The organism is Priestia aryabhattai B8W22, assembly GCF_000956595.1.
In the GTDB taxonomy this organism is placed as follows: Bacteria; Bacillota; Bacilli; order Bacillales; family Bacillaceae_H; genus Priestia; species Priestia aryabhattai.
Genome location: NZ_JYOO01000001.1, coordinates 39,457 through 56,690 on the forward strand (window position 1 = coordinate 39,457; position 17,234 = coordinate 56,690).

At 35.5% G+C, this 17,234-nt stretch carries 12 protein-coding genes; 5 read left to right on the top strand and 7 right to left on the bottom strand.

Translation table 11 applies throughout. The features are described from left to right. The first annotated feature begins 879 nt into the window (after positions 1-879). Together N178_RS00180 and N178_RS00185 are read left to right on the top strand one after the other, a co-directional pair. The gene (locus N178_RS00180) at positions 880-1,074 is read left to right on the top strand and encodes a twin-arginine translocase TatA/TatE family subunit (RefSeq protein ID WP_045289468.1); all 195 of its coding nucleotides are present in this window, start codon (positions 880-882) and stop codon (positions 1,072-1,074) included. Between the two features lie 109 nt (positions 1,075-1,183). Further along, positions 1,184-2,275 (top strand): AI-2E family transporter, encoded by a 1,092-nt coding sequence (locus tag N178_RS00185; RefSeq protein ID WP_045289470.1) that lies wholly within the window; start codon positions 1,184-1,186, stop codon positions 2,273-2,275. Positions 2,276-2,336: 61 nt separating this feature from the next. Here N178_RS00185 and N178_RS00190 read toward each other — a convergent pair whose 3' ends face one another. Further along, the gene (locus N178_RS00190) at positions 2,337-2,687 is read right to left on the bottom strand and encodes a VOC family protein (protein ID WP_045289472.1); all 351 of its coding nucleotides are present in this window, start codon (positions 2,685-2,687) and stop codon (positions 2,337-2,339) included. A gap of 376 nt (positions 2,688-3,063) precedes the next feature. Between N178_RS00190 and N178_RS00195 the strand changes: the two genes are divergently transcribed. After that, positions 3,064-4,494, top strand: coding sequence for a hypothetical protein (locus N178_RS00195; RefSeq protein ID WP_028413700.1), 1,431 nt, complete (start codon positions 3,064-3,066; stop codon positions 4,492-4,494). Positions 4,495-5,395: 901 nt separating this feature from the next. Continuing rightward, complete coding sequence (locus N178_RS00200) at positions 5,396-6,535, top strand: hypothetical protein (protein WP_045289476.1); 1,140 nt, start codon at positions 5,396-5,398, stop codon at positions 6,533-6,535. A gap of 573 nt (positions 6,536-7,108) precedes the next feature. On the opposite strand, the gene N178_RS00205 is transcribed toward N178_RS00200, so the two are convergent. The 6 genes from N178_RS00205 to N178_RS00230 all read right to left on the bottom strand — a co-directional run bounded on the left by N178_RS00205 (position 7,109) and on the right by N178_RS00230 (position 15,449). After that, a complete protein-coding gene (locus tag N178_RS00205; RefSeq protein WP_045289477.1) occupies positions 7,109-7,813 on the bottom strand; it encodes a FadR/GntR family transcriptional regulator in 705 nt (234 codons plus the stop codon). Positions 7,814-8,031: 218 nt separating this feature from the next. Then, entirely contained in the window at positions 8,032-9,405 is a 1,374-nt protein-coding gene (gudD, locus tag N178_RS00210; protein WP_045289478.1) for a glucarate dehydratase, read from the bottom strand. Between the two features lie 36 nt (positions 9,406-9,441). Further along, positions 9,442-10,815 (bottom strand): MFS transporter, encoded by a 1,374-nt coding sequence (locus tag N178_RS00215; RefSeq protein WP_045289887.1) that lies wholly within the window; start codon positions 10,813-10,815, stop codon positions 9,442-9,444. 119 nt (positions 10,816-10,934) lie between these two features. Beyond that, on the bottom strand, positions 10,935-12,401 hold the full coding sequence (gene gucD / locus N178_RS00220; RefSeq protein ID WP_045289479.1) for an alpha-ketoglutaric semialdehyde dehydrogenase GucD: 1,467 nt from the start codon (positions 12,399-12,401) through the stop codon (positions 10,935-10,937). A 39-nt stretch (positions 12,402-12,440) separates the two neighbouring features. Beyond that, on the bottom strand, positions 12,441-13,373 hold the full coding sequence (gene kdgD / locus N178_RS00225) for a 5-dehydro-4-deoxyglucarate dehydratase (RefSeq protein ID WP_045289480.1): 933 nt from the start codon (positions 13,371-13,373) through the stop codon (positions 12,441-12,443). A 156-nt stretch (positions 13,374-13,529) separates the two neighbouring features. Then, entirely contained in the window at positions 13,530-15,449 is a 1,920-nt protein-coding gene (locus N178_RS00230) for a sigma-54-dependent Fis family transcriptional regulator (protein ID WP_045289481.1), read from the bottom strand. Between the two features lie 213 nt (positions 15,450-15,662). On the opposite strand from N178_RS00230, the gene garD reads away from it, so the two are divergent. Then, the gene (gene garD, locus N178_RS00235) at positions 15,663-17,198 is read left to right on the top strand and encodes a galactarate dehydratase (protein WP_045289483.1); all 1,536 of its coding nucleotides are present in this window, start codon (positions 15,663-15,665) and stop codon (positions 17,196-17,198) included. Positions 17,199-17,234 lie beyond the last annotated feature (36 nt).

Below are 17,234 nucleotides of genomic sequence, written 5' to 3' on the forward strand. Positions count from 1 at the left end.
TCACATTTCCTTTCTTCATAAATAATTCTCTATTCAACTTTTAAGATACATACTTCCTAATCTTTTAAAACGCTTACAAGTTTATTTTATGAACTTTATTCAAAATATTCAATGGTAAAATTTTAGAGAAAAACATCCTTTTTTTGCTCTTTATTAAAACAAAGAATAAAACGCTTACAAAGACAAATGTTTTTATAATTCTTTTATGTACCTTCCCTTGTACCTTCTATATCCACATTTAGGTAATAAATTGCTTGGAAAACAATGATCAAAAGTGATATTTTTTACACATGTGATCTATCAATTAGTAAGATTCATTTGACTCCTCTATAAAATAGTAAAAATTACAGAGCAGTTTTTTACCATTATTAATACATAGACACATCGTTTATTTACATGTTTTGAAACATTAACATGAAAGAGATTGAGACATAACGAAATCAATTCAATCTAAAGACGCACAAATGGGGTAAATGAGCTCGACTGCTTGTTACACCGCTGTTGATTTCCCTGCAATTAACAGCTAGAAGCAAATACCACATTAAACCTGATTTCACTATTACAACAAAAAAAGGCCGCACAATTAATCAATTCTCTCGATTAATTGTGCGGATACTTTTTGTGCTAAAATACTGTTGTCTCAGCTCTGACTTGCTGCTGATTATGAACACACCTTTTTAATGCTATAATTAGCTTCGCATGCAAAAGAAAAAAGTAATCACAACAAGCCTTTAAATCATACATAATCGCTGTACCTTATTTTCGCATCATTTAAAATAAAGGAATTTTAAAGAGAAAAGTGAATAGTATAAACATGCACTTTATTCACTATCTCTTTTTAAATTTTATATATTCATTGTTTTTAAAGGAGAGGATATCATGCCAGGAGCCACAAGCATGGTCGTAATCGGGATTACTGCCTTAATTGTATTTGGACCAAGTAAATTGCCGGACATAGGACGAGCATTTGGACATTCCCTGCGAGAATTTAAAAATGCGGCGGAAGGAATTATGCAGGATGACGACAAACAAACTCCAGAAGGTACCACTAAAGATAAAGAGGAAAAATCCTAATTTTTATGTAAATAAAAGTTATATAGACTAAAAAACCCACTTTTCACGTGCAGTGGGTTTCTTTTTTGATGTATGATAGTAAAAAATAGTAAAGAAAGAAGGTAACTTTTTGTTTAAATCGAAACTGCATTTTTGGACATTAGAACTATTAATGATTGCTTTACTGATTTACATTTGTAAACATATTTCGTTTGTTTTTCTACCAATCGGTGTATTTATCTCTACTTTGTTTTTCCCTATTCTTGTAGCTGGTTTTCTTTTCTTTTTATTCGAACCAATTGTGTCATTTCTCACAAGAAAAAAAGTGCCAAAAACACTGGCCATTTTACTATTATACGTTGTTTTTATCGGCGTAATTGCTTCTATTGTGGGCGGTGTGGGACCTACTTTATCTAAACAATTAACTGATTTGGCTAAGAATATTCCGTCTTACATTGTAGAAACGAGAGAGTACATAAATGATTTATCTAACTCAAGATGGTTTAACTGGCTCATTGAACAAAAATATGTGTCGCTCGATCATATTGAAGAGTCACTTTTAAACTACGCGTCCACTTTACCTACGAATCTCACAAACAGTATTTCATCTGTTTTAAGCGTCGTAACGAATATTACACTTACCGTTGTAACTGTTCCTTTCATTCTTTTTTATATGCTTAAAGACAGCCATAAACTTCGTAAAAATACGCTGCGTATGCTTCCTGCTTCTTACCGAAAAGAAACGTTGCGCACAATGAAAGAAACAACGAATACGCTAGCTACTTATATTCAAGGTCAAATGCTCGTTTGTTTGTTTGTCGGTATTAGTACGTTCATTGGTTACCTCATCATTGGGTTGCCCTATGCATTAATACTTGCACTAATAGGAGCCCTTACTAATATTATCCCGTACGTCGGCCCTTTTATTGGCGTAGCTCCCGCTTTAATCGTAGGTTTATTATACTCTCCTACAAAAGCGATATTAGTGATTATCGTCGTCGTCATCGTTCAACAGCTCGATGGGAACATTATTTCTCCGCTGGTAATTGGAAAGAAATTAAACACTCATCCTTTAACGATTATTATTTTATTGCTTGTTGCGGGTAATATTGCAGGAATACTCGGAATGATCTTAGCGATTCCGGCTTATGCTGTAACAAAAACAATTGTGATAAATATTGTAAGGATGATTCAATTCAGAAACAAATCTATCAAGTTGTAAAATGCAAAGGCAATACAATAAAAGGACCTTCTCTTGAAGGTCCTTTTATTGTTCTATAGGTTCAGCATTCACACACCATAAGATGATTTCCATCTGGATCTTTAAATGTAAACCAGTGATTGTGTTCAATTCCTGTCGTTAGCTCTACTTTTTTCTGTTTCATATACTCATAAGCTTCTTTGATGTCGTTTGTATTCAAATGAAAAGCCGGCGTTTTAAAAAGCGTATTTTTTGAATAAGTTTTGCTATCTAATACAATTCCTGTTACCTTCATAGGTAGCACATATAAATGATTATATAAAATGTCTCCATCTGCAGGCAAACCTAGCACGTCACAATACCAGTCTCGTGCTTTTTGTATATCTTTTACAGGAATAAAAATCGTGCCTACTTCATTTAATATAGGGTTCATTTATGACCTCCAGGGTATGTTTAGTAGTTTTAGAAAGTATTCTCCTTTAACCGCTGATATCCTTTTATTTTAAATTGCTTGCTATTCATCCAGTAAACTCCGCAGCAGAATTAGTAGTCTTGCGAACAGAGTTATCCTCCTTACATAAGCTACGCAGCAAATGTATATACTTCATCACCAAATTTGGATTACGAAAAAAGAAAATAAGAAAATCTCCCCCTTCGCCTGCTTTGCACGTGTATAATGAAAAATAGACTATAGATAGTAGCCGTCTTTTGTTTGTAGCATCGAACTTTCGTGCATTACAATAGATTTAAAGCTACTATCCAACTAAGAATTAAAATGACTAACTTAAGATTAAGGAGGTTAGATGTGTATGGATTATTCATCTTTACTCATACGCGAAGTCATTGATAGAGTATCTAAATTACGCCTCTTATCTGTTTATAACGAAAGTATAAAAGGTGATTTAGAGAGCACCATCCTCCCTCTTTATCAGCAGCACTTTGAAAATAAAGATGTAAACGAAGCGTTGAGGATTTTAAAAAAAGACTTTCTCAATCGTACGAAACGCAGATGGTTAGATGCTGCTATACGCGACTATGAGCAAAAAAAGCCCAAGAAGAATAAAGAGCTGATTGGGGAATACAGAGCGCTAACAGCTTATTATAAAACAAACGGCAAAGAACTCTTTTGCAAACAGTTTGAAAACATACCGTCTCCGGAAGAAGTCATTAATAAACGAATTGATATTCTACGTGAATGGAGTCAAGAAGATAGCTTCTTCTTAACGGATTATCCTTATATTCATCAAAAAACCAAAACGCAGCGAGAAAAAGCAATTCATACGGATATATCTATTATTATTGGGCTGACTATACTGGATCCTAGCTTCCAAAACGGAAATCATAGTATTATTGAGAGCCCTTTTTCAACTGTAGAGAACCCTTTTTTCTCTAACTCAAGAGCAAAGCTTCTCGTCGAGCAACCCCTATTAGAGAAAGAAGGAAAAGAATATTTCTTAAGTACTTATAACTCTGAAGACGGGACAGATTACGAATTGTTAATAGAAAAAGAATACGCTGAAGAAAATGGAAATAAAATTAGTGATTTAGATCGGTTTGATTATAAAGTGTTTTTAGAGATCATGAGCCAACGCGACGAGTTGTTCGCTACACAAAAAATCATTAACGTAAAGATTGGTGACCTTGTGAAAGCACTTTATAAAACAGACAGTAAGCGCAATTATCAGATGATAGAAGAAAGAATTACAAAAATGAAGCACTACAGCATGTCAAAAGTACAGCATAATAAGACAATTGCCTATGGTATTTTTGACTTTGTGGATATTACTACGATGCCAAACGGAACGCGAATTGCTGAAATTCACGTCAATGAAGTGATATATAGAGACTATATTCAACGCCAAACGGTGCGTATTTACAAAAATAAAGTAGAAAAATTAAGTTTAGACGCCGCTTACCATTTGCTATTCGTTATGCAAAAAGAGCGTCTCATTTGCTATGAAACAAAATCTTCATACAATGTCACAAGAGATTATTTATATTTTTCGACAAGAGTCCGCTTTCGAAAAAGACGCAAAAAAGAAAACCTTGTCGAAATTGAAACAGCCTTAGATGAGCTAGTCGAACAAAAACTAGCTGTCCAATCTTATAAAAGAGTGGGCCAAGTGTTTCAGATCACCTTTATTCCTGTGGGAGAAAGTGAAGTAAAAGACTTATTAGCCGGTGATTACGAATATGCTCCCCTTTCTATTTATCAAAACGTAACAAGTTCTATAGGCTAAAAAAAGAATGCTCTTATGATCTTTATAAGAGCATTCTTTTTATCTGCCTACTATTAGTTACTGCATTTTTTGCTCCACATTTCCGTGCAAAAGTGTTTTTTTGCTCCAATTCTCCATATAAACATACTATTTCCCCTGCTGATATAGTTATTAAACTTCATCTTCCTCATCATTTTGTGAACTTTTTGTGTCCAAAAGAAGTGTTACAACTACTTTTTGCTCCAGGTTCCCGTGCAAAAGTGTCGTTTTTCTTTCTATACTGCATTTACTATAAGTTTGGCTCCAATCTTCCGTGCAAATATGCCACTTTTACATAATTTTTCTTGGGACAGCGACTTTTCCCCTCCGTTTTCTGCATTTTTGGCTCCAAATCTCCGTGCAAAAGTGTTTTTTGCTCCAGATTTCCGTGCAAATATGCCACTTTTTTAAAAAAACGCGATTTTTTCTGCAAATGTTCATTTATTCTCTGTAAAAATGTGAACTTTCTGTGTCTAAAAAAGGGCTATTTTTTTGTTTTTTGTTCCTATTTTCCGTGCAAATGTGTCACTTTGTCGCCCAAATCTTTATTTTTATCATTTTTGCTCCTATTCTCCGTGCAAATATGTCATTTTTACATCAAAATTTTTTTTGAATTTGTCGCATTTTGTGTATTTCATCCGTCATAATACGACATTTGTCTTAAGAATGCTGTTTTATCAACGTTTATGAAATATAACGCTATTTTTGCTCCACATCTCCGTGCAAATATGTCACCTTGTAAATAGATGTCTCGTCCCTTGGTATCACTAGTCTTTTAAAAAAATGCACCATTTTTCCGTGCAAATATGTCATTTTACAGCCTATATGACTGTGTCTATACTGTAAAAGACGACGTATATAGTTTTGGAAAGGAGGTAACTGCATGAGTATACAAAAGCTGGCACTAAAACGGCACACCCTGATAGCAAACAAGCTGCTGATTGTCATGAGTGGTTTAAATAGAGAGACGAAACGAGACAACAGCTATTACTATGAAAAACATTCATTTGGTCTAGCGAAAAACTTTGTAGACATAAAGTGGACAGGTTCTCTGATGAAGCAAATTTTGGCTTACGTAGCCAAATGTAACAGCCAAGGTCATATTTCAATTATTTCTGAGCAAGAACTGGCTAATACAATCCAATGTTCCGTTCGGACCGTTCAAAATAATAATAAGCTTTTAGAAGACTATGACATCATTCGCTGGGATCGTTTATGGGGAGACTATATTCAAGTTTCTTTAAACAACTATTTAGAGGATTTTTTAGATTTACATATAAAAGAAGCTGCTGATGCTCAAAACATATCATATACTCCGGAAATGCTTGATAAAGATCACAATACATATACTTCAAAAGGTGGTTACACTTCTGTTTCAATGGAAGTGATTTATCAATTGCTGGCTATCAAAAATATTAACATGCTGCGCCTGGCTTTACGTGCTTTGTATGTATACGAATCTGATGTAAACGTAAAGAAAGATTCAGAAGCCCTTTTATCTTACACCGAGGTAAAACACATTCTTCCGAAATACATTGGCTATAAAGCTGCTATTAAAGAAATGGCTAGTAAATTGAGTGAAATTTTCCGTATCGATGTGCTAGAAAAAGATGATTGTGTCAAAACATTATTAGAAGAAAAGCAGCCAAGAAAATCAATTATTGAAAAAATCAAGGATGGTTTTATTTTAAGCTTCAATTTAACTGGTGCTCATGATAGTAAAAAACAAAAAGAAATCGAAAAAATCCGTGGAGAACATGCATTTGCTCAGTTTAAGAGTTTCTTTAAATCTTTTGGCCATTATTCCATTAAAAAAGAAGATATTCATTCCATTGTACATGAGTTCGGTTTAGATATAATCGAAAAATCATTAACGTCCGTTCAGCGTTACTTACAACAAACTTACATAGAAGAAAGTATGGATGCATTTCGCCCTCTTGTGCATGAAATGGAGTCAAACTTCTTTACGTATATCCGCAAAATTGCCAACGGGTATTATCAGGCAAAAATTAACGCTCTATAATACTCTTTTTTGTTATGCCTTTTTTTACTCACCTCTACTTTATTTCCCTCCCATTCTTTCTTTCTCTTTAACTTACTAAAATATATTTGTCTATTAACTATAATAAACCCCTTTAAATGATAATGATTTTCATTTTCGTGAAAAAAATCAATTAAATGAACAAAAAATACAATAAATAAACGTTATTTTCCGATCGATTGCGTAGAAAATATGGCTGTGATAAAAAAATCCTATATTTTTTCGTGAAAATTCTTGTTGTTAACTGCAGTTTTTTTGATTCCTTAATACCTCTTAAACTCAGTCAGCAGAAGGCTTTTACCAATATCAGTTTTAACAATATTTATAATTTCTTTAATTTCTTTTTAATCTCTTATAAATGTATAGTAATTTCTTTAAAATAAAGAGCAGCGAATAAATAGCATTCGTATATCTGAATGCATTAAATTAAAATATATAACTCACTGAAAAAGTTATCCCATAAAATAGAAACCATCTTTCTTACTTCATGTATCTGTATCACTTCATAAAAAAACACACAAAACAAATTCTTTACATCTGCTTTGTGTGTTTTTTTTATTTAGTAGGATTATATTGTTTAAGAACTTTATCACGTACATATTTAAGATGATGATACATTTTTTTGAATGCATCATCTGGGTCATGATTAGCTAACGCATTATAAATAGCGGTATGATGTTCTACAGTAAGTGCTGGTTCTCTAAAGGTAATTTCGCTATCTGTTTTTTCATGAGTGAAAAGCAAGGAATTAATCATACCTTCTACCACTGGATTATCCGCGCTAACAGCAATAATTCGATGGAATTCCTTATCCGCTGCACCGTAATTGTTATCTGTGCTCTTTTTTATTTCCTCAATCGTTTCTTTTAACTGGCTTAATTGATCATCGTTTATTTTTTCCGCCGCCATGGTTACTAGGCCCAGTTCTAGTGCCATGCGCGCCTCCACTACTGCAGGTAAATTATCGATTGATAACGCTAACATAACGGAAAAAGGATGTGCTCCTATTTTGTTATTAAAATACGTACCTCCACGAGTTTTTCGTGTAATTACACCAAGTACTTCTAATGCACTCAAGGCTTCTCTCAATACAGGGCGACTTACATTCAGTACGTCTAATAACTCCATTTCAGTTGGCAGTTTGTCTCCTGGCTTTAATTGCCCGCTGACCAATAACTGAATAATACGGTCGACTACTTGTTTTGCCAGCGTATTACGATTAACGGATTCAAATGACACTTTTTTAGTCGAACCACTCATCTTCATCCACCCTTTTCTGAATATTGTTTATTTGTAAGACTAATTATATCATATAGAATTTTTTTATGTATTACCAACCACTACTTCTTAACTATTCTTATTTCTTATCTACATAAGATTATGTATTAAACTGCTCGTTATTATAAAAACAGAAGCTCGAACAAATACGTAGAATTGTTCGAGCTAAAAGCACCCTATAATTATTTTTGAAAAAATTTTTAACGTACCAGACAAGGACGTTTATTATCAAAGCTCCAATTTTTAATTAAATACTGCATAGCTTTTGAATCATCACGTGCTCCTAATTGCATTTTCTTATATAGCTGATGTGCTTGCTCGATTCGTTCTAAATCCACCTCTATGCCAAGTCCTGGTTTCTTAGGTACTGCTACTCTTCCCCCCTCAATTTTAAAAGGATCTTTTGTCAATCGCTGACCATCTTGCCAAATCCAATGTGTATCAATAGCCGTTATTTTTCCAGGAGCGGCAGCAGCCACATGAGTAAACATGGCCAGTGAAATGTCAAAATGATTATTTGAATGTGATCCCCATGTAAGACCCCAATCATGACACATTTGAGCTACACGAACTGAGCCTTGCATCGTCCAAAAATGGGGATCTGCTAGAGGAATATCTACAGCGTTTAACTGGATAGCATGCCCCATTTGACGCCAGTCTGTAGCAATCATATTCGTAGCAGTTGGCAGTCCAGTTGCTCTGCGAAATTCCGCCATTGTTTCTCTTGCTGAATATCCATTTTCGCTTCCGCAAGGGTCCTCTGCATAGGCCAATATATGATGTTTATTTTTACATAGTTGAATAGCTTCTTCCAAAGACCAAGCTCCGTTGGGGTCTAAGGTAATGCGAGCTTCAGGGAATTTTGCAGCTAATGCTGCTACCGCTTCTATTTCTTGCTCACCTTGAAGTACACCGCCTTTTAATTTAAAATCATTAAATCCATACTGCTGATGAGCTGCCTGTGCAAGTTTTACAATTGCTTCAGGAGTCAGAGCTTCTTCATGACGAAGTCGGAACCACTCCACTTTTTCATTTTCACCACTTAGATAGTCCAAGTCGGTTTTTTTGCGATTTCCAATATAAAATAAATAACCTAGCATTTCCACATATTCTCTTTGTTGTCCTTCTCCTAATAATGCTGCAACTGGTACATCAAGAAATTTTCCTACTAAATCTAATAACGCCGCCTCCAACGCTGTAACAGCATGAATAGTCGTCCGTAAATCGAATGTTTGAAGGCCTCGCCCTGCCATATCTCGATCTTCAAATTTTTTACGTACTGTATTTAAGATGTTATTATAATTTCCGATTGATTGACCTACTACAAATGTTTTCGCATCTTCAAGCGTTTGACGAATGTTTTCACCTCCAGGCACCTCTCCCACCCCTGTGCTTCCGGTACTGTCTTTTAAAATAACAATATTTCGAGTGAAAAAGGGACTGTGAGCTCCGCTGAGATTAAGCAGCATACTATCATACCCAGCCACTGGTATGACCTGCATATCTATAATTTGAGGCGTAGACGATTTTTTTTCGTTTTGAATTTCACTATTTGTAAGGACATACTTGTTCATGATTTCCACTCCTAATTTAGGTTTTGTTGTATCCGCTTACATATTAAACGTACTTTCATCCTTTGCGGGGATATTCTTTAGTTCTACTCGTTTAATCTCTCCCACTAAAAGAAGATAGCAGAGAATAGCTACAAGAGCGTTAGCGCCCACAAAAACCAATGCTCCATTAAAAGAGCCTGTTGCATTGACAATGTACCCAATAATAATAGGTGTTGTAATAGAAGCAATGTTTCCAAATGTGTTAAAAAGCCCGCCGCTTAAACCCGCTATTTCTTTAGGGGAAGTGTCAGCCACAACAGCCCACCCTAATGCTCCAAATCCTTTTCCAAAAAAAGCAAGTGACATAATTACTACAACAATCCATTCAGCATCTACATAATTGCAAGCAACCATGCTACAGGAAAGCAACATGCCAATAACGATAGGTGTTTTACGTGCAAACGTTAATGAACGACCTCTCTTTAAAAAGAAATCAGATACAATTCCCCCTAACAGCCCTCCTAAAAATCCGCATATAGCAGGTAGAGAAGCAATAAATCCAGCTTCCAAAATTGACATTCCGCGTGCTTGAACTAAATAAACAGGAAACCATGTTAAAAAGAAATAAGTGAGCGTCGTAATACAATATTGTCCAATATAAACCCCTAACAACATTCTGCTCTTAAGAAGTTGTTTAATTTGATTCCATCCCGGGCCGGTATTTTTCTTTTTTTCTATTTTTTTATCATCCATATCAATGAGCCCGCCGCCCTGCTGGATATAATTTACTTCTTCTTTTGTAATGCGAGGATGTTTGCTTGGACTGTAGATCACTTTCATCCAAACAGCAGCTAAGATTACCCCTAAGACACCCATAATAATAAATACAAAATGCCAGCCGAACCTGTGAGTGAGCCATGCCATAATAGGCGAAAATAATACTAGTGCAAAATACTGAGCCGAATTAAAAATCGCAGAGGCTGTCCCACGTTCAGATTTTGGAAACCAGGCCGCTACAATACGGCTATTTCCTGGAAAAGAAGGGGCTTCAGCTAACCCAACCATAAAACGAAGCGTAAATAAGATAATTATAGCAGCACCGCCACTAAAAAAGCCGATAAATCCTTGAAAAAAGGTGAAAATAGACCAAAAAAATACACTGCATGCAATGATTGTCTTTGATCCGAATTTGTCTAAAAACCAACCTCCAGGAAGCTGACCAATTACATAAGCCCATCCAAATGCTGAAAAAACATACCCCATTGAAACTGAATTTAAGCCTAATTCTTTTTGAACAGAGTCTCCTACAATGGACAGCGTCGCTCTATCGGCATAGTTAATCGTTGTCAAAACGAAAAGCATAAATACGACAAACCAGCGTACATGGCTTTTTTTGCTGCTTCCCGCTTCCAATTTTGGTTTAGCTTGCATAATCACCTATTCCATCCCCCTCTTATTGTTTTGTTCTTTTCCTATGTTTATCTCTCTTAAAAAGAAGGAATTTTCCTCCTTTTCAAGAGAATAAAAGGTTCATAATACAATAAAGGTACTTAACTTTTTATAAAAACAGTTTTAATAGCAGTGAAAAACTCCTTAGCAGCCTCCCCTTGTTCTCTAGAGTGAGAACTTGATTGTTTCATGCCTCCAAACGGTGCCTGAAGTTCAACGCCTGCGCTTTCCGAGTTAATTCGAATAAGTCCAGCATCCATTTCATTAATAAATGAAAGCATATGAGAAATATTTGTAGTGAAAATAGAAGCGCTTAGCCCATATTGAACATCGTTAGCTAGTGCTAATGCTTCCTCGATGGATTCTACTTTCATCAGCGCTATGACAGGACCAAAAATTTCTTCTTGTGAAATCGTCATATTCGATTCTACGTTTTCAAAAATAGTAGGTTCTACGTAAAATCCATTTTCGTATTCCCCGTCAGTTAACTGACGTCCTCCGTATAAAAGAGTTGCACCTTCACTTTTTCCTTTTTCAATATATGACAATACGGTCTGTAACTGATTTTCGCTTGCACATGGCCCCATCCACGTTTCCCCGTTTAACCCTTCTCCAACGGTAATTTCTTTTGTTTTTGCTAATAGCTTTTGTTTGAATTTTTCATATACCTCGTGCTGAACAATTACCCGACTAGTCGCAGTACATTTTTGACCTGTCGAACGGAATGCCCCGCTGATTGTACCTTCTACTGCTAAATCTAAATCTGCATCCGCCGCTACAATTACAGGGTTCTTCCCCCCCATTTCTAACTGATATTTAGCTCCTCGAACGAAAGCCTTTTGACCAATTTGTTTACCTACTCGATCGGAACCTGTAAATGTAATCGCATTAATTTCTGGATGTTCAGCAATAGCTTGACCAATGATTGACCCTGAGCCAGTAATCATGTTTACTACACCCGCTGGAATTTTTGCTTCTTCAAAACATTCGATAATCTTAGCACACGTAATAGCTGTTTCGGTAGCTGGTTTAATTATGATAGTGTTTCCGTAGACAAGTGCCGGAGCTATTTTCCATATAGGAATAGCAATAGGAAAGTTCCATGGGGTGATAACTCCAACAACGCCTAACGGCACTCGAGATGTAAACATCAATGCTTCAGCATCGGTAGAAGGAATTACATCTCCCATTTTTCTCATACCTTCTCCCGCATAGTATCGAAGAATAGCTATTCCGCGAGCTGTTTCTCCTTTTGTTTCAGACAAGGTTTTTCCCATTTCACGGGTAGCGCATTCCGCAATTTCATCTAGTCTATTTTCCATAATATCCGCAGCTTTGTGAAGGTACTGTCCGCGAGCTGCGCCTGACAAGCGCTTCCATTTTTCTTGAGCTTGTTGAGCTGCTTTTACCGCTAGATTTAAATCTTCAAGAGTTGATTTTTGTACATATCCTACAGCCTCTTTCTTATTGGCTGGGTTTAGACTTTCCATCATCTCTTGAGACGATGATGGCACGCCTTTTCCGTTAATAAAATTTAAATATTGTTTGTTTTGAACACTAATTGTCATATGAACTCTCCTTTTTATAAAGCGTTTACATTTTATTGGTTAAGATAAAACTTGTTTAGAGGATTTAGGGTATTGATCAAATGCTCGTGTTAAAATCTTTTCGAGCTGTGCGTAATGTTCTTTATCTACTGAAACAATAGGAGGCCTTACTGTATCTGTAACAGGTAGACCTATAATTTCCATCCCTGCTTTAATCAATGAAACAGCATATCCTTTTTTCTGCTTGCGAATATCGTTAATTGGAAGAATTATATTTTGGTAGAGTTCACTTAGTAACTCTTGATCGTAACTTAATAAAGCGTTGTAAAACATTCTTGATATGTGCGGAATATAGTTAGAGATTGCTGACGAATAAGAATCAAATCCAATTGGAGCGTATGCTGGCATCGTTACTTCAGCCATTGGCATTCCGTTTAGCCAGCTTAGTCGTTTCCCTAAAGACTGGGTTAATTCTATATTTAATTCCATATTTCCATATCCGTCTTTTAATCCTACTAATTGGTTTAATTCTGTAAGTTTTTCTAAAGTTGGCAACTGTAAAATGGCATTGTCTCTTTGATAAACAATTGCGTTTAAATGTGTATGCTTAATGATTGCTTTTAGATAGTTGTAAAGGCCTTCTTGTTCACCTTCAATTAAGTATGGAGGTAAAATTAAATAGCCGTCTGCCTGTTTTTCCTCTGAAATACGAGCCCACTCTAAAGCTGTAGAAAGATTACCGCCCACACCTGTATAAACGGGAACTTTTCCGTTGACGACAGATATAGCTACTTCTAACATTGCTGTATATTCTTTTGTATTTAAGGATTGAAATTCCCCTGAACCGCAAGCGATGAAGATAGCCTCTAATCCTTCGTCTAATAAAAATTGAATATTTGTTTCTAAAGCTTTTTCATCTAATTTTCCTTGGTTATTAAGGGGAGCAACGGGGAAACCTAAAATTCCTGTAGGTGCTTTTCTATTCATATTCACATGCATATCCTCCTATAAATTTTCAGATAATTTTTACATTTTTATTGTAAGACAAATTAAATTGTTTGTCAATAAAATAAATAAACTTAAATTATTAAATAAAGGATTTTAAAATAGAAACAAAACACACCTCTAACAAAGAGGTGTGTTTTGTTTCTATTTATACGCTTTTTTTATTTCAATTTCATAGTTTCTCAACTTACGGTAAAGTGTACTTCGATCAATTCCCAACAATTTAGCTGCTTGAGATATATTGGAATGGGTTTCCCTTAGAGTAAGCAAAATTTGCTCTTTTTCAGATTGAAGATGATTGTTAGTTTCCGCTTCTTCACCGATGTAATTTGTTTCAAAAACATTTTCATTTAGCTGCTCTTTCATATCCTGAGCCGAAACTACATTATTTTTACTGATCACTACTAACCTTTCAATAAAATGCATTAATTCTCTTACATTTCCTTTCCATTCATAGGTAGTTAATTGTGAATAAGCTTTTTCTGTAATTTCTATATTTTTCTTTTTATAGAGATTAGTGTAATAGACTAAAAAATGCTGAGCAAGATAACGAATATCACTTTTTCTTTTACGGAGCGGTGGAATATTTATAGTTAAGACCTTAAGCCTATAGAGTAAATCCTCTCGAAATTCGCCTTTTTCTACGACTTTTAATAAATTTTTGTTCGTTGCTGCAATAACTCTTACATCTACAGGAATATATTTATTATCACCTAAGCGCATAACCTGTTTTTCTTGTAAAACTCTAAGTAAGCGCGATTGTCCATATGTATCCATCTCAGAAATTTCATCCAGAAAAATCGTTCCTCGATGCGCCATTTCAAACAAACCTTGCTTTCCTTTTCTGGTCGCCCCAGTAAAGGCCCCTTCTACATATCCAAATAACTCACTTTCCAGTAAATTAGGCGGAATGGCGGCACAATTAACAGCAACAAAAGGACCGTTTTTCCGCAAACTTTCTGCATGAATACTCTGAGCAAATAACTCTTTCCCAGTGCCAGACTCCCCATAAATTAGAACGGTTGCATCTACCGAAGACACTGTCTGTCCAATCCGTTTGGCTTCACAAATATGCTTAGAATGTCCTAAAATATCAGAAAATGTGTAGCGTGTCTCGAACTTTCTTGACAGTACTTCCCCTCTAATTTTAGCTTCCATTTCTTGAATACTTGTAATATCTTGAAAAGTTATCATTGCTCCAATAATGTCTTTCTCCACTTTAATTGGAGCAATATTAAATATTAAACTTTTATTTTTGATTTTTTTGATTATACCTAGATGCTCTTCTCCTTCAAAACAATTTTTAATAGGCAAAAAAGGCATAGCAGCATCGATCTGCTTTCCTAGCACTTCTTGCCTTTTTAATTCTAGTAAATGCTCAGCAGCATGATTAAATACTTCTACTTTTTTATTTCTATTAATACTAATAATTCCTTGTATAGAATAATCAATAAGGGCTTTAACTGTTTGGGAACGCTCTTTTTCAATTTTTCTTCCTAAAGAAATCTTTTTAGCTTCTAAAAATGCTGTTCTAACAGCGGAGTTTCCAGATTCAATAGGAATTGCCTTAAAGCCTTTCCTAAGCGATAAAGTAGTTGTTTTCATTCCGCCAATAACAATATCTGTTTCTACTGAAGAAAGTTGCTCAATACAAGTTGGAATATCTTCAACTGAATTAAGAGGATAAATAGAAAGGTTGATACCCAAAATATCTGCTAAAATTTCCACATCATTTTTCATATTCTGAAACGCGAGCATGGCCACTTTAGGATTCTCTAAGCCTGTTGCCTTCTTGCTTTTATAAAAGACTTGAGCTAAATCTTGTCCTGTAATTGGAATTTCAACTAGAGGAATTCTGCTTACAGAATCAGTAATTAACCTTGCAGTCCCTCCTCTGCAAACGATAACATCACAACTGGATTCTAATTTATTGGCGAGTTTTACGGCGCGACTTAACCTTGCAAGATAGATTTCAACCTCTCCTTGTAATCCTAACTCTTGAATTACTCTTCTCCCTTGTAAAAACAGTTGTTTATCTGGAGCAATAAAAGCAATTTTTGACATATTCGTTCCCTCCTTATTAGTTAGAATATTCTAGTTATTATAACGCATTGACACAACAATTGTTGCTTTATGTACAACAATTGTTGTATATTTCATCACTTTTATTCGATATAAAGGCTTTTTTACCCGTTAAAGCACTTGGCATGATTATTGCAATAAATAAAGATGAACATGTTTAGAAAGAAATTAAAAGCGATTAAGGAGAGATGAATCATGTCTTTGCAAATCAATCAAACGGAAAAACCCCTTTATATCAAAGTAAATGAAAACGATAATGTTGCTACTATTGTAAACTCAAAAGGATTGCCGAAAGGAACTGTGTTTCCATCTGGGTTAGAGTTAAAAGAATATATCCCTCAAGGGCATAAAGTTTCATTAAGAAACTTTGAGAAAGATGACAAAATTATTCGTTATGGAGAAATTATTGGAACTGCTTCCTCACCAATTTCTCAGGGAACTTGGGTAAAAGAATCATATGTTACCCTGCCTGATCCTCCTATTTTAGAAAAGTTGCCTTTGGAAACTAAAGTTTTTGCCCCTTTACCTCCTTTAGAAGGTTACACATTTGAAGGCTATAAAAATATAAATGGAAGTGTTGGAACAAAAAATATACTTGGGATTTCGACAAGTGTTCAATGTGTAGCAGGAGTACTTGATTATGCGGTTAAAAAAATCAAAACAGAGCTTCTTCCTTCTTATCCAAATGTAGATGATGTAGTAGCTTTAACTCATAATTATGGCTGCGGAGTTGCCATTAATGCACCGGATGCCGTCATTCCGATTCGTACATTACAAAATCTTTCTACCCATCCAAATTTCGGGGGTGAAGTTTTAGTAGTTGGCTTAGGGTGTGAAAAGCTTCTTCCTGAACGTTTGATTCCCCAGGAGGATTCAGGAAATATAACACGTTTGCAGGACCAGGCCGGCTTTAAGCAAATGGTTGCTACAATCATAGAGATGGCAGAGGAAAAATTAATTAAGCTAAATAATAGGACGCGCGTAACCTGCCCCCTATCTGATTTAACGGTAGGTTTACAATGTGGAGGAAGCGATGCCTTTTCCGGTGTTACCGCCAATCCAGCAGTTGGATATGCGGCAGATTTACTAGTAAGAGCAGGCGCTACTGTTTTATTTTCTGAAGTTACTGAAGTTCGAGATGCTATTCATTTGTTAACGCCACGAACAATTAATGAAGAAGTCGGTCAATCTCTAATTAATGAAATGAGCTGGTATGATCAATATTTAAAAAGAGGCGAAGCTGATAGAAGTGCAAATCCTTCACCTGGAAATAAAAAAGGCGGACTTGTAAACGTAGTAGAAAAAGCACTTGGCTCTATAGCTAAAGCAGGAACAACTCCAATCGTCGAAGTTTTATCGCCTGGAGAAAAGCCGACTAAAAAAGGCTTAATCTATGCAGCAACTCCGGCGAGTGATTTTGTATGCGGAACATTACAGTTAGCTTCTGGGATGAACATGCATATTTTCACAACAGGGAGAGGAACTCCATATGGCCTGGCAATGGCACCTGTTCTTAAAGTATCTACTAGAAGTTCATTAACTGAGCAATGGGATGATTTAATAGATTTAGATGCAGGAAGAATAGCACAAGGAGAGGCAACCATTGAGGAGGTGGGTTGGGAACTTTTTCACTTAATTATAGAAATAGCAAGCGGCCATAAGAAAACGTGGAGTGATTATTGGGGGCTGCATAATGATTTATGTCTTTTTAACCCTGCTCCTTTAACTTAACAACATAACGAGAACCTGTTTCTAAACTGGTTCTCG

Excerpts from the sequence above, each read along its gene's own strand:
- N178_RS00215 (WP_045289887.1), bottom strand. The coding sequence starts at position 10,815 with ATGCAAGCTAAACCAAAATTGGAAGCGGGAAGCAGCAAAAAAAGCCAT.
- gucD (WP_045289479.1), bottom strand. The coding sequence starts at position 12,401 with ATGACAATTAGTGTTCAAAACAAACAATATTTAAATTTTATTAACGGA.
- gudD (WP_045289478.1), bottom strand. The coding sequence starts at position 9,405 with ATGAACAAGTATGTCCTTACAAATAGTGAAATTCAAAACGAAAAAAAA.
- N178_RS00230 (WP_045289481.1), bottom strand. The coding sequence starts at position 15,449 with ATGTCAAAAATTGCTTTTATTGCTCCAGATAAACAACTGTTTTTACAA.
- N178_RS00180 (WP_045289468.1), top strand. The coding sequence starts at position 880 with ATGCCAGGAGCCACAAGCATGGTCGTAATCGGGATTACTGCCTTAATT.
- N178_RS00195 (WP_028413700.1), top strand. The coding sequence starts at position 3,064 with ATGGATTATTCATCTTTACTCATACGCGAAGTCATTGATAGAGTATCT.
- N178_RS00200 (WP_045289476.1), top strand. The coding sequence starts at position 5,396 with ATGAGTATACAAAAGCTGGCACTAAAACGGCACACCCTGATAGCAAAC.
- N178_RS00205 (WP_045289477.1), bottom strand. The coding sequence starts at position 7,813 with ATGAGTGGTTCGACTAAAAAAGTGTCATTTGAATCCGTTAATCGTAAT.
- garD (WP_045289483.1), top strand. The coding sequence starts at position 15,663 with ATGTCTTTGCAAATCAATCAAACGGAAAAACCCCTTTATATCAAAGTA.
- N178_RS00190 (WP_045289472.1), bottom strand. The coding sequence starts at position 2,687 with ATGAACCCTATATTAAATGAAGTAGGCACGATTTTTATTCCTGTAAAA.